This is a genomic window from Streptomyces sp. NPDC001970 (genome assembly GCF_053594115.1).
In genome coordinates, this window is record NZ_JBSFDW010000029.1 from 16,776 (window position 1) to 35,366 (window position 18,591).

Consider the following 18,591-nt stretch of genomic DNA (forward strand, 5'->3'; position numbering starts at 1 on the left):
CCCGGCCGGTACGGGGCGGCGCGCCCGGCGCCTGCACGGACGCATCGCCTCGTACCGGAGATGAGGATCAGGCCACCGTCACGCCCCGGCGCCCGGACTCGGTCACGAACCGGGCGGCGGAGATCACCGGAGCACCCTCCTGCCTGGTCACCGCCTCGGCGGCCCGCAGCGTGGACTCCATCCGCTCGCGGTCGACGTCCCAGAGGATGCATCCGCGCCGGTTGTCCCAGTACTGCCGGTGCGGCCACTCGGCGGCGATCGGGTCGTACGTGGTGTGGAACTGCTGCTGCGCGGAGGGCGGGATGTCGCCGCCGGAGGTGATCGATGTGCCGCACAGCTCGGCGCCGACGACCGCTGTCCCCTGCTGCTCGGGGTTGCCCTCCAGGTTCATGATGAAAGTGGAGTGGCGGTCACCGGTGAGGACGACGGGGTCGGACACGCGGGGCGAGGCGAACGCGTCCATCAGCTTGCAGCCGCCGGCGCGGTAGCCGTCCCAGTTGTCGAGGCCGAAGGAGTCGGCCTCGCCCGCGGTGCGGTCGTTGGTGGCCACCTGCGTCTGGTTGGCGAGCAGGTTCCACTTCTGCGGACCGTTCAGCAGCCCGGCGTCGAGCCACTTCTCCTGACGCTCGCCGAGCACGGTGCGCGAGGGGTCCTCGACCGAGGCAACCGCGCGTGACCGTCGGTTGAACGATGCAGGTCGGACTCGGAACCCCTCCGTCGGTACAGGACAAGCGTCGTGACGACACCTCAGACGTGCGGGCTCGGCATCGTTTCACCCACGGCAGATGTGCGGTTCGGCCCCATACGGGGGCAATCTGCGTACCGCTCGGACCGAACGTGCGCGCCGAACCCGTACCACTCCAGTCCGTGAGGGCGGGCGGCGCCACTCGCGTTCGTGATCGCGCCCCGCAAACGCCGCAACGAAGTAGAACGCACCGGACATTCGCCTGCCAGGCCGGCTCGTACGGGCCCCTCAGGCATGTCGGGAACCCAGTTGCTCCGTCCGGAAACCGCTGACAGGCTCTGGGCCATGCCCACCTTCTCCGCACACGACGGGACCAAGCTCGCCTACCACGTGTCCGGAGACGGCCCTCCTGTGGTCTGCCTGCCCGGGGGGCCGATGCAGGCCTCCGCATACCTCGGCGACCTCGGTGGCCTGTCCGCGCACCGGAAGTTGATCGCACTGGATCTCCGGGGCACCGGCCGGTCGGCGACACCGGAGGACGCGATCTCCTACCGGTGCGACCGACTTGTCGACGACGTCGACGCCCTCCGGGAGCACCTCGGCCTGGAAAGAATGGACCTGCTCGCGCATTCCGCAGGTACGAATCTGGCGGCCCTGTATGCAGGTCGCCACCCGGAACGCGTCGGCAAGCTCGCGCTGATCACGCCGAGCGTCATGGCCGTCGGCATCACGATCACAGCAGACGTCCGGCTCGAGGCGGCGCAGCTCCGCCGGGACGAGCCGTGGTTCCCGGCGGCGTTCGCGGCCCTGGAGGCGATCGTCGCCGGCAAGGCGACCGCCGACTCCTTCGAGGCCATCGCCCCGTTCTTCTACGGCCGCTGGGACGAGACGGCCCGAGCCCATCGGGCTGCGGAGGACGGGCAGAAGAACAAGGAGGCGGCGGCTGTCTTCGGCGCCGAGGGTGCTTTCGACCCGGACGCCACCCGCTCGGCGCTCGCACGGCTCGCATCGCCGGTCCTCGTGCTGGCCGGGGAGGCCGACCTGAATTCCCCTCCTCGCGCGATGGCCGATTTCGCCGAGCTGTTTCCCCACGCCGAACCGGTCGTCCAGCCCGGGGCCGGACATTTTCCGTGGCTCGACGATGCCGACCGGTTCGTGGCGACCACCGCGGCGTTCCTGGGACAGGAAATCGCTCAGACCTGCCCGCCGTCATCGGCCGAGAATGAACGCGGCGTGGTTCGTGGGTAGTGGATTCACGCCAGGCCGCCGCGTACGCTCGCGTGCTCTCGCAGTCGCAGGCGCTGACGGAGTGGCGACCGGGTACATGTCGAGCGTGACAACAGACTCACAGCAACCCCGCATCGGCACCGCCGCCCTCATCACCAACAGCCGCGGCGAATACCTGCTCCACCTGCGCGACGACATCGAGGGCATCTGCTGGCCCGGCTACTGGGCCTTCATCGGCGGCAGTCCCGAACCCGGCGAGTCCCTCGCCGAGACGATCGCCCGCGAGCTGAAGGAGGAGACCGGACTCACCGTCTCCTTGGAGGAGTTCACCACCGTCCATCAGGAAGGCGCCGATCACCTCGGCAAAGGCCCGATCGTCGTCTACCGCGCCCAGTGGGATGGCGACGCCCACACGCTCCCTGTCACCGAAGGCATCATGTTCCACTGGTTCCCCGCCTCGGTCCTCTCCCGACTGCGCATGCCACCGTGGTGTCGAGAGGCCATCAGCCGCCATCGGGCCCGCTGACCACGGCTGGTCCCCGCACATGATCTCCGAACTCACGCGGGCGAGGTCGGTCGCTGTCGGAGGATCGGTGCACGGAAGTCCCGGAGGCGCGAAGGCGCGGATGTCGCGGACCGCTTCGCGCAGGCTCCCGAGGTGACGGTGCCCCAGCCGTGCCCGATCGCGCGGGGGAAAGCATCGCGCTCGCCGCACTGGTCCGGCCCTTCGGCATCGAGCCGACCGTCCCGGAAGCCCGTACGGAAGTACGGGCGGTGTACGGAGGCTTCGGCGTCGCCACCGGTGTGCTGCTCGGCTGGGCGGCCACCCTCACCGACGACGGCGACCTGCGGCGCGGGATCGCGGTCTCGGTCGCCGTGGCCCTGGCCGGGATGGCCTGGGGACGGCTGGCCGCCCGTTTGGTGGAGCGGCCCTCGCGGTTCTGTCCGTCGTGGTTCTCCTTCTGGGTCGAGCTGGTGGGAGCCGGACTGCTGATGTGGGCCGGGTGAGAGCGGCCCGGACGCCGCCGGGCAGCCACGAGGGCCGTTCCGGGAGGTAGTCCCCGGCTCGAACGGGGCCGGCCCCCTCCGCAACGGGCCGGTGCTGCGGGTCAACGGCCGGCCGGCCGGCGTAAGGGATCTCCGGCGCTCTGTGCCTGCGGCAATGGGATGTCCGAGCGAACGGGCATGCGACACACTCCTGCCTCATGGAGACGTCAGTGAACGAACTCCGGCGGCTCCGGAGCGGGCCGGAGCGCTACGCGCAGGCATTCGTCGTGCGAGTGCACTTCTCGGCCGACGACCCGGTCTCGGTGGTCGAGCGTGCTCGTGACGTGCTCAAGCGAGTGATCGAGCGCGTGGAGTCATGGCCAGCCGAGGAAGTCTGGCCACAGCTACTGCCGCCTTGGTTCATGCAGAGATGCGCACCCGAATCATCGGGCGATCCCTCGTGGGACGCCACCACTTGGATGGCGAAATGGCAGGCAAAGACGCTGGCGGAGAAGGTCGCCGATTCCCAAGGGCCGTGGTCGCTGTCGAACTGGCTCTACTACTTCGATCCCGTCGACGGCCTGGGCGATGAGCGCAGTTGGTGGTGGTGGGACGCCGGCAGTAGCGGGCCGGATACCGGCTGGATCGATGTGACCACAACCGGCCGGCCGTTCGGGACCGGCGCTGTACTGGCTGATCGAGGCGTCCGGTGGGACGAACCCCGACATGGAGTGAATCCGGGGTCTATGGGCAACCGCCAGGCGCCGCACCCGACTCAGGGGCGACTCGGGGGCAGCGCAGCGTGCCGTCAGGTTCCGCTCCGTCGTCCGTCTCGTTTCACAGAGGCGATCACGGCGGAAACGACAGCGGTCACGACGAGGCTGCCCACCATGACCATCCCGACGCCGACCATGAAGAGGCCGCTGGAGTCGTCCGACCAGTCGTAATAGGCGGCAACGGTCAGACCGACCGTGGTGCCGAGCACAGCGCCTGCGAAGTAGCGCCGGGATGCCGCCCAGTACACCAGTGCCAGCAGAGTCAGCACCAGCCCGATCACCTGCCACGCCTCGTACGGGCCGGTCGTCGAACCGTCAGGTTGCACGTCACGATGCTGGTCCCAGCCCAGCCAGGCAGCCCACACCGCTGGCGTCACCACAGCCAGCAAAAGGGTCAACAACAGCTGGCGAACGAATTTCGGTAGTCCTTGGCGCATGGCCCAAGCGTTCCGGCTTCACCCCATCACCGACCAGGGCGCAAGTACTCAGTTCTACCCGAGTACATGAGCCGCGGCCCCTCATGATCGACCTGATGAGGATGAGGCCACAGGCTCAAGCCCTGCGGCCGGCCCGGGGCTCTCAGCCGGACGGAAAAGTGCCCGTGGCTCGACTCGGTCATCGAGACGCCGCCGGCAGCGAGGCTCGCCATCTGGGCAACCACCAGGTCGGCCGCTATCGTCAGGCCGAGTAGCCACAAGGGGGGTCTGTGATCGAGCTTGGCATCATGTTCGGACTCATGGTTGCGATGGCGGTCGTTCTGATCGTCAAGCTTCTACGGCGCAGCAGCACGGAGAACGTCGACGGACTCCTCATCGAGCAAGCACGGCGGGTACAGGCGCACAACGACCGGGTGTCCTACAACGCCAACGCGGTGCACAACTCCCCGCCAACCATGAGCGACCTTTACCGCCCCTAGCCCCGCGGGCCCTCGGGGGCGCCGGAAGGCCGGGAGGGCGCCGCCCGTGCCCCCTGCGTGCCCGATCAGACAGTGAGCGGCGGGGAACAACGGGGAACCTCAGTGAACCGCGCCCGAACGCGCAGGTCAACGCCACCGCAGCTCAAGCCGGATCCGCATCCGGAGTCTTCCGAACTTTTTCGGGTCCGGAAGCACGAGTCCTCCAGTAGGCCATGAAATCCATGCCGAACCCGACGACGGCGAGGACGACACCCAGCCAGAAGAGCAACAGGCTATGCCGTTCCACTCCGCCGAACAGCATCAGGTCACTGCCCAGGATCGGGAGAAGGATCCCACCGGCGGTGTACCACCGTCCTTTGCGCGCCTGGTTGATCGCCGAGGCCAGCCCGAGTAGCAGGATCAAGCCAAACACTGCTATCCACATGGCGAAATCCTCCCAGAAGATGATCTCCCTTACAACGGGCGCAGCCGACGCGGTGCCTCACGGCAGGCGTGTCATCTGACATCTACGCCTGACATCAACCCCAGCAGACAGGAGCGGCGTTGGACGACCGTGACGGGCTCGCCCCTGTGCGGGCAAGTACTCTGCAAGCGCCGTCCGATCGAACCCCTGAGGCGGGTGTCGCACACCCGTCCCGCCGCCGATGTCCAGCACCCGACGCGCGTTGAACTCCTGCACGACACCAATGTGCGGATCCAAATCGCTGCGGTCGGAATCGAGCGAAGCGTAGATCTCGGCCGGCCGCGGGCGTCCGGAGATCTCGCCAGTCATGCTGCCGAAGGCATGCGGAGCACGCGGAAGGGGTGCCCTCCCCAACTGCGGGAGGGCACCCCTAGGACGGTCAGCGGTGGCCGTAGCGGTCGTGACCCCAGCGGTGACCGTGGTGACCGTGGTGCCGGTGGTGACCGTGGTGCCGGTGGCCCCAGTGGTGACCGTGGCGCCGGTGGCCCCCGCGGTGGTGGCCCCAGCGGTCGTCGCGGTCGCCGCGCCCGTAGTCGTCACCGCGGTCGTGACCACGGTCGCGACCACGGTCGTGGCCGCGGTCGTGGCCGCGGTCGTGGCCGCGGTCGTGACCACGGTCGTGGCCGCGGTCGTGACCACGGTCGTGCGTGGCATGAGATACCACCGAAGGCGCAGAGGTGGCGGCGCTGGCGCCAGTGGCGCCGCCCAGCAGGACGGCGGCCGCGACGCCCAGCGCGGCGGCAAAACGGGAAACCCGCATTCCGTGCTCCTTTCACGGCAGGCGCCTGATGCGCCTGCCTGGGTCGGACTCATCGATGCTTGCATCCGAAATGCACCGTTAAGTCCGAATCGCCAACAAAGGCACCTCATGTAACGAAAAACCGTTGGGCCGGGAACCGGAGCCCGGCGTGTCGGCGTCACGCGCGCACGCGTACTGGTGGCCCGCTCCCTCCGTCCACCAGGGTGAACTTGCGCCACACGATCTTGCCGAACTCGCGCTCCCCTACCACCCACCCTCCTCGCGAGCGCCTCCACCAGCAGCAGCCCCGTCCCGACTCGCCCCGCAGCCCCGGTCCGGCACATGCGGAGCCATGCGCTCCGAGGTGTCACCGATGTGACTGCCATTGCGCCTTGGCAGGTGGACTGATGGGGAGCCAGACGAGGCGACACGAGACGGCTCCCCGTGGACGACCGCGGACAACGAACCGGTTTCCACGTGCCCGCCGACAAGATCGACCGGCTGCCGCCCCTCTACGCCCCCAAGCCGCAGACCGGAGAGTTCATGGTGTGGGACGAGGCCAAGGGGGGACGCCACAGCCGGCCTCCGGCGTTCCAGGGCGGCGGCGGTGGACTTTCCTCCACCGTCGACGACTACCACGCCTGCTTCCGGATGCTGCTGAATCACGGGATGCACGGGACCGAACGGATCCTGTCCAGGCCCGCCGTCCGGCTGATGACCACCAACCGTCTCACGCCCGAGCAACAAGCCGCCCGAAACGCCCTGGCCAGCAACAACGTCCATGTGTCATTCGGCCAAGGGCAGCACGGCAGCTGGGGCTTCGTGATGGCGGTGCGCACCTACCGCGGTGACTACGCGTCCATCGGCCAGTTCGGCTGGGACGGCGGAAGCGGCACCACGACGTACGCCGACCCGGACAAACAACTCACCGGAATCCTGCTCACCCAGGTCGGGCTGTCCACTCCGGATTCGGCGCGGCTTGTCCACGACTTCTGGACCCCGCTCTACCAGGCAATCGACGACTGACACCGAGCCCGCGTCCCGGTAGGCCCGCCCTCAACCCGCGACACCCAACGGTCAGCCCCATGGCGCTGGTGTGTGCCGAACCTGCGAGTGGCGGTGGCTCCGCGAGGGAAAGGCGCTCGAGTTCAGCCCGATGAGGGAGGCCTGAGTGCCTATTATTCGAAGCCGTGGCAGGTCTAAGCTCGGCGGATGACCTTGGAATGGGAACAGGTAATCGTTCACTCGGTAGATCCGGTGGCCTTGGGGCAGTGGTGGGCTACGGCTCTTGGTTGGGTTGTGGTCCACTCCTCTGATGAGGAGTTCGAGATCCGCCCGGAGCCGGATCGCCTGCCGGGGTTGGACTTCGTCCGGCTTGATGAGAGCAAGAAGGTCAAGAGCCGACTGCATCTCGACTTCAGGCCTGATGACCAGGACGCCGAGGTGGCTCGTCTGGTGGCTCATGGCGCACAGCGTGTTGATATTGGCCAGGGTGAACAATCGTGGGTTGTCTTGGCAGACCCCGAAGGCAACGAGTTCTGTGTCCTTGGCCAACGGCGGCAGTAGGGCTCACGCCTGAGTGGGGTCGATGGTGAAGCGCTCGGGGTGGGCGGCGCGGACGTAGTGGATCGCGGTGTGCGAGGTGATTCCGAACAAGCGCATCAGCCGGACCGGGTCCGCGGTCTCTCGTGCCTCGTCCAGGAACCGGTCCTGCCGCAGCTGCGTGGCGTTGATCCCAATCCGGTCACGGAGCGCGTGGAAGTTGGAGATGCCGACCGCGGGCCGACCACGTCGAGGCCAGCCTCACTGGCGGCACCCGGCTGAGCGCTGGCAGGACGATGGTCGGGGACGAGGGGGGCCGTGCGGCGGGACTGTGTACGGCTTGGGTGGCCAACGGCCGTGCATGGACGATGGCCTCTGTGGACCCGACATCGTGGTGTGGGGCGTCACATAAGCCATCGAGGCAATGCGAGCGGCGGCAGGCCAGTCAATACGCAGACCCCGAGCCCATACAGGACCTGTTACTGACTTCGGCTCGTCAGGGTGACGTTGGTTCGTCGAGGGTCAGGCCGGTGCCTGCTATGAAGCCGTCGAGGGTGTCGGGCCGGTACTGGAGGCGTTTGAGCCGATTTCGGACGAGGGCTTCGAGCCGGTCGAGGGCGACGACGGCGAGGTTGGCCAGGCTGCAGCAGCTCCTCGCCGGCATCCGCATCCCCTGACCCCTCGAACCTTTCCCGAGCACCCGAACCACCACGCGCGGACGACCTCGAACGGGGCGGCAACAGACTTGGCCCCGGGCCAAGAGCCCGGGGCTGAGGCAGGCGCGGGGTTGCTGGAAACACACGTGGCGGGTGCTCAGTCGGCGCACCCGCCATCGTGGCTGACCTTCGGTGGCTCAGGTCAGAACAGTGCCTGTCGGGGTCCCGAGTGTGAATGCCGGTCACCATCTGTCGCGGGCGGGACGCTCTGCTCGTACTGGAAGACGTTGTGCGGGTCGTACTTCGCCTTGATCTCGCGCAGCCGGTCGAAGTTGTCTCGCCAGTAGGCGGTCTCCCAATCCTGCTGCCCGATGTTCGGCACGTTGACGTAGGCGCCGTGCACGTAGGGCCGCAGCGCCTGGCTGAATTCGGCGATCCAGGTCTGGGCCTGGGGGGTGAGTGGGTCGCAGACGCCCGGCACGTCACTGCGCTTCCCCCAGCCGACGCCGGGCTCCGAGTAGAAGAGCGCGTCGCGATGCGGGAACGCGGTGCCTCCGCGGGGGCTCTTCCTGACCGCCCCGCCGAAGGCCTGCACGAAGAAGTTACTGTCATCCGTCGGGGCGCTCTGAATGAACGAGGCGACCACGTCGATCGCCTCACTCGGGAACGGCTTCCTGGCGAACTGCGAGAAGAACTTCCAGTTCGCGGGTTCGAGCTCGATCGGAATCTGGAATCCCGCGTATACGTCGCCCCAGTTACCGACCTGAACAGTGACGTCGGGGCTGTCGATCGACAGGATCGGGTCCAGCAACTCCTTCACCTCTTCCGGCGTTCCTTCGGCAAGAACCCCGAACAGGAAGATCTGGTTCCTGTGGATCTCGAGCTGGGTTCCGAGGCGGTCGTCGGTGAACGGTGCCGTACTCTGATACGCCTCGAAGATGGCAGCGAGGTCATCGATGCCCGTCCACGTCGCCTGCAGATAAGCGACGCTCTTCAGCGGAGCCAGTTTGTAGGTCAGTGACGTGACGATCCCGTAGTTGCCGTTCCCCGCTCCGCGGAGCGCCCAGAGCAGGTCCGAGTTGTGGTTCCGGTCCACCTGGATCACCTTGGCGCAGTCGTCACCCGACGGGACGACGATCTCGGCCCCCACAAGGCTGTCGCAGGCCATGCCGAGCCAGCGGGTGAGGAAGCCGAAGCCGCCGCCGAGCGTCGCACCGGACAGGCCTACGCTGCCCTCCGTTCCGGTGGTCACCGCGAAGTCCTGCTTCGCGAGCGTGGTCACCGCTTCCAGCTGGTTGAGCCCGGAGCCGACTGTCGCGATACGCGAGTCGGCGTCGATGTCGACCGACTTCAGCTCGCTGATGTCGATCACGAGGCCGTTGTCCACGTTCGACCAGCCCTCAAGGGCGTGGCGGCCGCTCCGCACCCGCAGCGCGACGTCGTTCTGCCGCGCCCACGTGAGGGCGTTGACCACGTCCTGGGTGTTCTGGGCGAAGACGATGGCCAGCGGATAGTGAGAGAAGAGCTGGTCCCAGCCGAGGCGCGCGTCTGTGTAGTTGGAGTCTTGGGGGCGGACGATGCGGCCGGTCAGCTCCGCCGGCTCACATTTCGGGCCCCCGGGCCTTTTGCTCGCGGCGCTCGCGACCGTGGCGCCTGCGACCGCGATGCCCGGGACGGCGACCGCGCCGGCACCTGCGGCCGCCGTCGCCTTGAGCAGGCCGCGACGAGAAAAGTCGTGCATGGTTTCCATATCCTCTCGACCGGGCTACGCCCGCATTCCACTAAGGCAAATCGTGTCCGCCAGCTGGCGCGTAGAATCCATTGTGGACATTCGCTGCGACCCGCAGAGTAACAGGGGTGATCGTGGCGGTTTTGCCTGACACGCTAATTGAGGGCGATGACGACATGCTGAATGAGGACGTGTGTGGGTGGGCATGAATTAGCCCAGCCGGGTGAATCCGGCGGGGCTTGATGTTCGCATTTTCGGAGTGGTGGTCATTCTTTCGCGACTTCGGCGACCGCAGTACGCGCGCTGGACTTTTCGACATGGGCGGCATCCAGTGGTGGGTGCACTCCGAAGCAGGCCCATTCTTCTTAGTCCGAATCCACCGACTCGATGTCTACGGATAACACTCGGGCGTGGTAAATCCGTGGCGCGCGCCGGTGGTGCTTTTTGTGTGCCCTGACGTGGGCTGAGGCGGGTCCGGGACGCTGGAGGGGTTCGTTCCGGCCGAGACCGATATGCCTGGCCCGTGGACGGCCCTCAGTACTACGCTGACCAGCGAGCTCACCGGCATCATTCCAGGCATTGTCCTGGCTCATGCGCAGGATGGTACGGCCGAGTTGGGAGAGCCGCCGGTCCGCCGAGGGTTTCGCGCCGTCGACCGTGCCTCCGTCGCCGCTGGCTCCGGCGCCGATGCGAGGAAGAAATAATGTTTCATGGGGAAAGACGGCCGGTGGGGGACTCCCGACAGACATTTTCGTTTCGTACGGTGGCCGCATGCGCAGGGACGGCGTTCCTCGGCTGAGGCTGGTTGTGGGCACGGACGACCGCGATGATGGGCCTCGGTTGTGCCGTGGGTGCGGTGGTCCGCTGATGCCGGCGGCGAGGGCGACGGCGCTGTTTTGCTCGTCCGTCTGCCGGTCGCGACATTGGCGGCGGATGCGGCGGGCGAGGGCGAGAACCGAGGCGGTGAAGGCCGGCGTGACGTCCAGCTGCCCGGAGTGCGGGGCGTCGTGGATGGTCGGGGTCGAACGTCCTGCCTCGGCAACGTACTGCTCTCCCCGCTGCCGCAAAAGGGCCTGGCACAGGCGGCGCGCGGTGGACGCCGGGTTGTGAGACCGCGCATTCGGCGGCTGTCACGGTGCTTCACCGGGACCGTGCGCCCTGGCCGGGGCCTGGAGCCGACCGGATGGTGCCAAGTGACGAGTCGACAGGGGCGAGTTGACGGCATGGAAGGGTGCCGCACCCGGGCCTGTGGGGGTGGTGTCCGGATGCCCGCCATGGTCGGCAGTGTGACCCGGGATCGCTACGACGAGCTGGTCAAACTGGGGCGGGACTGGGTGGCCACGATGAGCGGCGCCCAGTGGCGTCTCGGTGACGCGGCCATGGAGATCAAGCCGATGCGCCCGTATGGGGGTGCGAATCCGTCCGGACGGGACGACTTGTTCACTGAGCCTTTTCAGGGTGGCCACTGATCGGGTGACGACGTCGGTGTCCGCAACGCACGAGGCTCCCGTGCCGTTGAGGGAGGTGTTCGAAGTCTCAACTCATCAGCGCAGGAGCCTCGTTGATTCCCTATCCTGCGCACTCGACCTGCCACACGCCTTGGTCGAGTGGGTCACCATGCTCATCGTCACCCGCGAGGGTGACCGCCGCTGCAAGCTCCCGCCGCACCAGCGCGCGCTTGTCGGGCTGACGCACTTGCGCAGACACGACACGCTCGCGCAGATCGCCATCGGCTTCGGGATCCCGGTAGGCACCGCCCACGCGTACACCACCGCGGTGATCAGCCTGCTCGCCGGCCGTGCACCGGGCCTGCTCCGAGTGCTGCGCGAGAGCGATCCCGACTTTGTACTGCTCGACGGCACGCTCGCGGAGTGCGACCGCCAGGGCGGCAGTCGGGCCGACTACTCCATCAAGCACCGCCGGCACGGAGTGAACGTGCAACTGGTGACCGACCCGGCCGGCTGCTGTGGATCTCACCAGCACTGCCAGGTCGCGCCCATGACCTGACCGCCGCCCGCACCCACCGGATCATCCGGATCTGCGAACGCCAAGGCATCCCCGTCCTCGCCGACCGCGCCTACATCGGAGCCGGCCCCTGGGTGACGACGCCCATCAGACGTTTGCCGGCCCGCGACCTCACACCCACCCAGCGAACCGTCAACCGCGTACTCTCCGCGGCACGAGCACCGGTCGAGCGTGGTGTCGCACGACTGAAGTCATGGCGGATCTTCCGCAGGGCCCGATGCAGTCCGAATCGAATCTCGTCAATCACCGCCGTCGTCCTCACCCTGGAGCGGCAGCGCTGAAATGGCTCAGTAGTCGGTGGTCAGCAGCTTGCGAAGACTTGTTGTTGGCCCCGGTGAGGACCGATAGGTGGCCCCGATGGGCCACAGGTGGCGCGCGCATCCTATGAATCCTGACATTCCGGGGCACCGGGGCGGCGCCGATCCAATCGGATCCGATGGCGATTGATGACAGGGTTTGACGACAGATGGGCTCCGTTCCTCCGCACGGACAGGGCCACGATGGCGAACCTGAACTACAAACGGGTCTCGACCGACCAACAGTCGACCGCCCGCCAGAACCTCGTCCTGGCCGAGGCCGGGATCGAGGCCCCGGTCGTCTTCGAGGAGGACGCGGGCACCGTCAGCGCCTCCACCCGGTCCACCGCCCGAAGTTCGGCGAACTGCTGACCTACGCGCGGCCGGGCGACACCGTGCACATCTCCGAGATGTTCCGCCTCGTGCGCGGCACCCAGCACATCCTCGACGTGCTCGACGTCCTCCACACCGGCCGCCTCGCCCTGTGCATCCACGACGGCGCGTTCTCCACGATGGACCTCACCGCCCGCCACCCGCGCACCGGCGAGCTGCTGTCCACGGTGAAGTTCATGGTGCAGACCCTCGCCGCCGTCGGCGAACTCCAGCGCGACCTCCAGCGCGAGCTGACTTACGACGGGCTGCGCGCCGCCGAGGCCAGGGGCAGCAAGGGCGGCCGCCGCCCGGCCGTCCCGGCCGGGAAGACCGACACCGTGCGCACGGCCTACCTGGGCGGCCGGTCCATCGCCGCACTGGCCCGCGAACACGGCGTCAGCCGCAGCGCCATCCGTACTGCCGTCGCCGACCTCATGCCCGAGCGCACCGCCGCCGGCCGCGAGGACGCCCCAGCCCCGAAGCTGCCGGTCACCCTCGACATGCCGAGCAAGGTCGCCGACTTCCTCCGCGCGGCCGAGCCGGAGCCCGCCGAGCGGGCCGCGCTCGACCATGGCGTGGCCGTGCGGCGCGGCCGGGGCTACACCCTGCGCGTCAGCGCCGCGCCCGCGGTCCACCGCCGGCTCCTCGCCCGCTGCCAGCCCCTCAACGGCGCCCAGGGCGTCCCGGTCGTCCCGGCTCAGCGCAAAGCCCGCCGCGAGTACGAGAACCGCGTCAACGCCCTCGTGGCCGACGCCCGGCACTGAAGGGCCGTCAGGACCGCAGCCCCGAACGTTACGTAGAGCTACACGCCACCTGGCCGTAGCCAATGCGAGAACAGGGCCGAATCACTCGCACGAATGAAGAATTGACATTTATAACATGCACGACATATCGGCGTGGCCGATCTTAATTTTGGCATACCAGACATTACGCTGCCGCCGTTGATCAGCGACGTCGAAAGGAATGCCATGGCTCTCGAACCCGATCATGGCCGTCAGTCGGCCGCGAAGTCCGTGCTCCCACGCTTGAAGTCCCGTGCCGGCGGACGCCTGGGACGGCTACGGGCCGTCGTCGTGGCCGGTGCCCTGCTCGCCGGGCTGAGTCCGGTGGCGGCCGGTGCGCCGCAGGCCGCCGCCGCGACACGGCACAAGGACGATCCGACGCAGTACTGGAACAAGGTCCTGCTCCAGACGTTCCGCAATGCGCGGGGCTGGGACGCCTCGCCCGGCAAACTCTCCAGGTCCGGGGCGATGGTCTTCGCGGCGATCTACAACGCGGAGAGCGCCTATCAATACACGTACGGAACCTTGGAGTACGAGCCGTACCTCAGCCGGCCGCTGGAGTATGCCCACAGACACTCGCGGCCGCGTCGGCACGAGGAGGAGCGGCTGATCGACCGCACGGCGTACCGGATGATCTCGCAGCTGTACCCGGGCGATCAGGACTATATCGACACCAAGTACAAGGCCCGGACCGGCCGCTCTCCCTACGCCTACGACCCCCTCGACCGCCTGGTGGTCGACCGCGTGGTGAGGCAGATCAACAAAGCCCGGGCGAACGACGGTTCGGACAACCCGGACGTCTACAGCGGCGACACCACCACACCTGGAGCCTGGCGGCCGACGGGTGAAGAGGCGACGGATGACGAAGGGGCCTGCAAGCAGCCGAGCGACGCGGTGACCCCGAACTGGGGCAAGGTGAAACCGTTCGTGCTCCGCTCCGGCTCGCAGTTCCGGCCTCCCACCCTGCGAGGCTTCACTTCCTACGCCGATCTGGTGACCAGCCCGGAGTACGCGGCCCAGCTCGACGAGGTGCGACGGGTCGGTGCCGTCGACTCCACCGAGCGCACCTTCGAACAGACCGTTGTCGGCTGGTTCTGGGACCATGACCTGAACGGCACCTACCACCCCCCGGGACAACTGCTCGAGCTGACCGGGATCGTCGCCAAGAAGTTCGAGCTCGACACGTACGAGACCACCCACTTGTTCGCGCTGTCGGCGCTGTCGTTGGCGGATGCCGGGATCGCGGCCTGGGACTCCAAGTACGACACCCCGATCAACGAGTGGCGCCCGGTGTCCGCGATCCAGGCGATGGGCGGCGCGAACGCGAACTGGCAGCCTCTCAGCGCGGACCGCGAAGGGGCACCGTTCACCCCGTGCTTCCCCGCCTGGACCTCCGGGCATGCCAACTTCACAGCTGCGTGGGCAAGCGCGATGAAGCACTTCTTCGGTCGTGACGACGTCTCGTTCATCGCACACTCGGAGGACCCGCACACCATCGAGGAATACCGCAGGATGGCCAACTTCAGCCAGGTCGCCGAGGAGGGCAAGCTGAGCCGGCTCTGGCTGGGCGTGCACTTCCGCTGGGACGCCGAGGACGGGAACGAGATCGGTACCAACGTTGGCGACTACGTGTTCGCCAACGCGCTGCAGCCGACACGACACGGGCATCCGCACAAGCCCTGAAACGACTCCGCGGCCCACGCCTGCAGATGTGAAGTGGCTACTGCACCGCTCCGGACGGCGTCGGGATCACCTCGAAATCCGTTCGTCCGGAGCGGGCAGTCGTCCTACTCTCGGCCTGTGAACAGGCCCCTCGTCGCCATCCTCAGTGACGCAGGTATCTCCACCGATTCCGGGATCCCTGACTATCGGGGACCCAACGGGCTGTGGCGGCGCGATCCGGAGGCCGAGAAGCTCGTAGCGACCATCGACGCCCAACCGAACGGCAAGCGGGATCACTACTGTAACGCCCGACCCGAACCCGTACAGGGCGCATTAGCCACCGACCAATCCGAGGTCCTGCGTGGCAGCATCAGTGCGTCATACATAACATCGCACACGTTCGTCGAGCAGTGCGAGTCGAGAACGTCTGCGTCTTGCAAGGATTGAGCTTAGCGAGCATGATCAAAAATGTCCGACCGAAGTCGACTGTGGTCGCCATGGTGGTCGCCGGAGGCCTTCTCACCTTCGCCCCCAGCGCTAGCGCGGCTGGGAACTGCACCCACTACGGCGTCCCCGGTTACATACAGTACTTTTCTTCCGCAAGAAGCGCTGGCTCCGGCTGACATCGTCGGGTGACATCAACGGCGCCGAACGCGGGCACCCATGCACGGCCCGGCACGTTCGACCCGAGCACCCGCCAACACCACTGGGCCGCACTCGGATCGAACTCCTAAAGCGGGTGTCAGCCGAGCCAGCCCACACCGAAGCGTCGGCCCACCGTCGTGCCGGACAACCGTCATGCAGGGAGCCACCGACGCGCGCTCGTCGGTGGCTCTCGCCCTGCTAGGCCTCAGTCCTGTTGGATTCGCCGAAGATCGCGTCCATCGCCTCGGCGCCCTCGGTGATGACCGGGCGAATCTGCTTGCGGTAGATAGCCTCAGTCGTCTGGGTGCCGCTGTGCCCGACGACCCGGGCGATCACCTCCAAGGGGATGCCGTGGTCAGAGAGCAGAGAGACGAAGCTGTGCCGCAGCTCCCGAGGTGTCCACTGTTCCGGATGTGGGAATCGCGCAGCTTCGAGCATGGCTCTGAAGCTGCGGCGCACGGTGAACGCGCTGCGCTGCTCGCCACTGTCGGTTCCAAAGACGTAGCTGTCTTCCTGCCGGGTGAGTCCGAGCGTTTCTCGTCGCTGTTGCTGGGCCTCCCGGTGTGCCACGAGAACAGCGACGAGTTGGCGCGGCACGGCCAGGGTTCGCCGACTCGTTCTCGTCTTGGTCTTCCCTTGGCGACGCACCGAGCGCCATACCTCAATGTGTGGAGCAGTGCCGGCCGGTGGAGCTAGGTGGAGCCTTGCCTGGAGCCGGGGGAGCCAAACGGGGAGCCAAACGCGGCGACATGAGGCGGCTTCCCGCGGACGACTACGGACGTCAGCATGCCGAAACGCGTGGTCAGACGCTTGCGCTACGCAGCGATCCTGAGCCCCCTCTTACCCCACCCTTAAAGCGACCATAAGGATCGCCTTCACCCGCTCCCAGCAGCGGATTTCGCCCTTCCGAGCGGCTAGCTTGCTGATCGCCGGGGCGGGGTCCCCAGCGTCGGTGCCGTCGTTCGGGGGGCCGCACCGCCGTCGTGGGACCCGCCCGCAGTTCCCCCATATGCCGCTGTTGTTGAAGGAGATCGTCACCATGACCGCTCGCCGTAGGGCCGCCGCCGTCGCCGCGTTCGGGATTGCGCCGCTCGCGCTGACCGGGTTGGCCGCGTCGCCGGCCGTTGCGCATGGATCGATGACGGATCCGGTGAGCCGGGTGTCCGCCTGTTACGCCGAGGGGCCGGAGAGCCCCGACTCGGCGGCGTGCAAGGCGGCGGTCGCCGCGAGTGGGACGCAGGCGTTCTACGACTGGAACGAGGTCAACATCGGTGACGCCGCGGGCCGTCACAAGGAGCTGATCCCGGACGGGAAGCTGTGCAGCGCGGGGCGGGACAAGTACAAGGGGCTGGATCTGCCGCGGGCCGACTGGCCGGCGTCGAAGCTGGCTGCGGGCAGTCACACGTTCCACTACAAGGGAACGGCCCCGCACAAGGGCTCGTTCGAGCTGTACATCACGAAGGACGGTTACGACCCGTCGAAGCCGCTGAAGTGGTCGGACCTGGAGGCGCAGCCGTTCGCGAAGGTCACCGACCCGAAGTTGGTGAACGGGGAGTACATATTCGACGGCATCGTGCCGGCCAAGTCCGGGCGGCACCTGGTCTACTCGATCTGGCAGCGGTCCGACTCCCCCGAGGCGTTCTACACCTGCTCGGACGTCGTCTTCGGCCAGGACAGCGGCGGCTCCGCGCCGGACGGTGGCACCGCGCCCGCGCCGACCGCCTCCGCGCCGAGCGACGAGCAGATCGAGGCCGGCGCCGACGAGTCCACGGTGGACCACGGCGGTCACGGCGGTGACGGCGGTGACGGCGCGGAGGAGCACTCCGAGCAGCCGTCCACGGCTACGGCCGCGCCGGAGGCGGAGGGCGAGCCGTCGGAGGCCCCCGCTTCCAACGCCCCCGAGGCCAACGGTGCCGGTGAGAACCTCGCCGAGACCGGCGGCGACAGCAGCACCCCGTACCTCGCCGTCGGCGGTGCCGCGGTGCTCGCGCTCGGTGCGGCCGTGATGTTCGGTACCGTCCGCCGCAAGGCGTCCCGCTGATCCACGAAGAGCTGATCCGCGCACAGCCGGTCCGCGCACAGCAGGGCCACGCACAGCCGGTCCGCGAGATGTCGTACTGACGAGGAGGGGTGCCGTCCGACGGGCGGCCCCCCTCCTCGTTTCGTGCCTACTCGAAGACCGACGCGCAGGTCGTCGGGGTGGCGTGCGCCGGGTCGAGGGCGTTGACCACCTCGTGGTAGGCGATCCGGTCCCACAGGCCGATCGCCACGTGCTCCGAGAAGTCAAGGGCGCACAGATCCTGAAGGGTTACGTTCCGGACGCCCAGGCCGTCGAGGAACGCCGAGCGGTACGGGGTGACGACCTCGTCGTACTTGGTGGCGATGACGGTGTACCGCACGCCCGGAACCGTGTCGCCGCCCGCGTTGAGCTTGGTGAGGAACGCGGAGCCCGCGATCTGGTCGGCGAGGCCGGGGGTCGAGGACTTCAGCAGGTCCGCGGCGCCCGGGAAGTACGGGAGCAGGCCGGCGAGCCCGTTGAGCGTGGTGCCGTGGTTGTCGGGCGCGAGGCCGACGAGGGCGTTCACCTTGTCCGCGCCGCCCAGGAACTTCAGGTAGTGGCGCGGCATCATGCCGCCCTGCGAGTGTCCGACCATGTCGGCCTCGGCGGCGCCGGTCGCGGCGAGGACCTTGTCGACGTACGCGTCGAGCTGCTCGGCCGACTTGTCGATGGGGCCGAGGCCGTGGAAGAACGGGACGCCCGGCAGTTGGCCGTAGTCGAGCGAGAAGACGCAGTAGCCCCGGTGGACGAGGTACGGCGCGAGGGCGAGCCAGTTGTCGACGGAGTTCCCGAAGGTTCCGTGGACGAGGATCACGGGACGGGGATGGGCGGCGGACGGCTTGCAGGAGTAGTTGTTCCAGCCACTCGTCGGGCCGGCGGCGGTGGTGGCCGCGGTGGCGGTGGCAGCGGGGGCGAGACCGATGGCAGCGGCCAGCAGCAGGGCGGCGAGCGGTCTGAGGGCACGCTTCCAGGGAAGTTTCCGGGGCAGCATCGGGCGATCTCCTTGCGGCTCAAGGGAATGGCGATGACT

At 67.8% G+C, this 18,591-nt stretch carries 17 protein-coding genes and 4 pseudogenes; 13 read left to right on the forward strand and 8 right to left on the reverse strand.

Annotated features, from left to right (window positions below):
- Positions 1 to 67: 67 nt before the first annotated feature.
- Entirely contained in the window at positions 68 to 751 is a 684-nt protein-coding gene (locus ACWCP0_RS29285) for an alkaline phosphatase D family protein (protein ID WP_451081858.1), read from the reverse strand.
- Positions 752 to 1,030: 279 nt separating this feature from the next.
- On the opposite strand from ACWCP0_RS29285, the gene ACWCP0_RS29290 reads away from it, so the two are divergent.
- The 3 genes from ACWCP0_RS29290 (at position 1,031) to ACWCP0_RS29300 (ending at position 2,920) form a co-directional block, all read left to right on the forward strand.
- Positions 1,031 to 1,933: an alpha/beta fold hydrolase gene (locus ACWCP0_RS29290; RefSeq protein WP_451081775.1), complete on the forward strand. Its 903-nt coding sequence runs from the start codon at positions 1,031 to 1,033 to the stop codon at positions 1,931 to 1,933.
- Positions 1,934 to 2,018: 85 nt separating this feature from the next.
- Positions 2,019 to 2,438, forward strand: coding sequence for an NUDIX domain-containing protein (locus tag ACWCP0_RS29295; protein WP_451081776.1), 420 nt, complete (start codon positions 2,019 to 2,021; stop codon positions 2,436 to 2,438).
- 149 nt (positions 2,439 to 2,587) lie between these two features.
- A complete protein-coding gene (locus ACWCP0_RS29300; RefSeq protein WP_451081777.1) occupies positions 2,588 to 2,920 on the forward strand; it encodes a DUF4345 family protein in 333 nt (110 codons plus the stop codon).
- Between the two features lie 787 nt (positions 2,921 to 3,707).
- On the opposite strand, the gene ACWCP0_RS29305 is transcribed toward ACWCP0_RS29300, so the two are convergent.
- Positions 3,708 to 4,112 carry a hypothetical protein gene (locus ACWCP0_RS29305; RefSeq protein ID WP_451081778.1) on the reverse strand — a complete coding sequence of 135 codons (405 nt, stop codon included), beginning with the start codon at positions 4,110 to 4,112 and terminating at the stop codon, positions 3,708 to 3,710.
- 287 nt (positions 4,113 to 4,399) lie between these two features.
- Between ACWCP0_RS29305 and ACWCP0_RS29310 the strand changes: the two genes are divergently transcribed.
- Positions 4,400 to 4,591, forward strand: coding sequence for a hypothetical protein (locus tag ACWCP0_RS29310; RefSeq protein WP_451081779.1), 192 nt, complete (start codon positions 4,400 to 4,402; stop codon positions 4,589 to 4,591).
- A gap of 142 nt (positions 4,592 to 4,733) precedes the next feature.
- Here ACWCP0_RS29310 and ACWCP0_RS29315 read toward each other — a convergent pair whose 3' ends face one another.
- On the reverse strand, positions 4,734 to 5,015 hold the full coding sequence (locus ACWCP0_RS29315) for a hypothetical protein (RefSeq protein WP_451081780.1): 282 nt from the start codon (positions 5,013 to 5,015) through the stop codon (positions 4,734 to 4,736).
- A gap of 418 nt (positions 5,016 to 5,433) precedes the next feature.
- Positions 5,434 to 5,814 carry a hypothetical protein gene (locus tag ACWCP0_RS29320; protein WP_451081781.1) on the reverse strand — a complete coding sequence of 127 codons (381 nt, stop codon included), beginning with the start codon at positions 5,812 to 5,814 and terminating at the stop codon, positions 5,434 to 5,436.
- A 444-nt stretch (positions 5,815 to 6,258) separates the two neighbouring features.
- Here ACWCP0_RS29320 and ACWCP0_RS29325 point away from each other — a divergent pair.
- Positions 6,259 to 6,819: pseudogene (locus ACWCP0_RS29325) on the forward strand (serine hydrolase domain-containing protein); the annotation flags it as partial.
- Between the two features lie 186 nt (positions 6,820 to 7,005).
- Complete coding sequence (locus tag ACWCP0_RS29330) at positions 7,006 to 7,359, forward strand: VOC family protein (RefSeq protein ID WP_451081782.1); 354 nt, start codon at positions 7,006 to 7,008, stop codon at positions 7,357 to 7,359.
- A 472-nt stretch (positions 7,360 to 7,831) separates the two neighbouring features.
- Here ACWCP0_RS29330 and ACWCP0_RS29335 read toward each other — a convergent pair.
- A pseudogene (locus ACWCP0_RS29335) lies at positions 7,832 to 7,978 on the reverse strand (IS630 family transposase); the annotation flags it as partial.
- 215 nt (positions 7,979 to 8,193) lie between these two features.
- The gene (locus ACWCP0_RS29340; RefSeq protein WP_451081783.1) at positions 8,194 to 9,732 is read right to left on the reverse strand and encodes an FAD-binding oxidoreductase; all 1,539 of its coding nucleotides are present in this window, start codon (positions 9,730 to 9,732) and stop codon (positions 8,194 to 8,196) included.
- Between the two features lie 1,274 nt (positions 9,733 to 11,006).
- Between ACWCP0_RS29340 and ACWCP0_RS29345 the strand changes: the two genes are divergently transcribed.
- The 6 genes and pseudogenes from ACWCP0_RS29345 to ACWCP0_RS29370 form a co-directional block, all read left to right on the forward strand.
- Entirely contained in the window at positions 11,007 to 11,189 is a 183-nt protein-coding gene (locus tag ACWCP0_RS29345; protein WP_451081784.1) for a hypothetical protein, read from the forward strand.
- Positions 11,190 to 11,281: 92 nt separating this feature from the next.
- A pseudogene (locus tag ACWCP0_RS29350) lies at positions 11,282 to 12,026 on the forward strand (transposase family protein).
- A 219-nt stretch (positions 12,027 to 12,245) separates the two neighbouring features.
- Positions 12,246 to 12,413, forward strand: a complete 168-nt coding sequence (locus ACWCP0_RS29355) for a hypothetical protein (protein WP_451081785.1) — start codon at positions 12,246 to 12,248, stop codon at positions 12,411 to 12,413.
- A gap of 23 nt (positions 12,414 to 12,436) precedes the next feature.
- Positions 12,437 to 13,177: a hypothetical protein gene (locus tag ACWCP0_RS29360; protein WP_451081786.1), complete on the forward strand. Its 741-nt coding sequence runs from the start codon at positions 12,437 to 12,439 to the stop codon at positions 13,175 to 13,177.
- A 204-nt stretch (positions 13,178 to 13,381) separates the two neighbouring features.
- Complete coding sequence (locus ACWCP0_RS29365; protein ID WP_451081787.1) at positions 13,382 to 14,878, forward strand: vanadium-dependent haloperoxidase; 1,497 nt, start codon at positions 13,382 to 13,384, stop codon at positions 14,876 to 14,878.
- 117 nt (positions 14,879 to 14,995) lie between these two features.
- Positions 14,996 to 15,119, forward strand: a pseudogene (locus tag ACWCP0_RS29370) (Sir2 family NAD-dependent protein deacetylase); the annotation flags it as partial.
- 581 nt (positions 15,120 to 15,700) lie between these two features.
- On the opposite strand, the gene ACWCP0_RS29375 reads toward ACWCP0_RS29370, so the two are convergent.
- The gene (locus ACWCP0_RS29375; RefSeq protein ID WP_451081788.1) at positions 15,701 to 16,150 is read right to left on the reverse strand and encodes a tyrosine-type recombinase/integrase; all 450 of its coding nucleotides are present in this window, start codon (positions 16,148 to 16,150) and stop codon (positions 15,701 to 15,703) included.
- A 391-nt stretch (positions 16,151 to 16,541) separates the two neighbouring features.
- Between ACWCP0_RS29375 and ACWCP0_RS29380 the strand changes: the two genes are divergently transcribed.
- The gene (locus ACWCP0_RS29380) at positions 16,542 to 17,543 is read left to right on the forward strand and encodes a lytic polysaccharide monooxygenase auxiliary activity family 9 protein (protein WP_451081789.1); all 1,002 of its coding nucleotides are present in this window, start codon (positions 16,542 to 16,544) and stop codon (positions 17,541 to 17,543) included.
- Between the two features lie 127 nt (positions 17,544 to 17,670).
- Here the strand turns inward: ACWCP0_RS29380 and ACWCP0_RS29385 are convergent, their stop codons facing one another.
- On the reverse strand, positions 17,671 to 18,552 hold the full coding sequence (locus tag ACWCP0_RS29385; RefSeq protein ID WP_451081790.1) for an esterase/lipase family protein: 882 nt from the start codon (positions 18,550 to 18,552) through the stop codon (positions 17,671 to 17,673).
- Positions 18,553 to 18,591 lie beyond the last annotated feature (39 nt).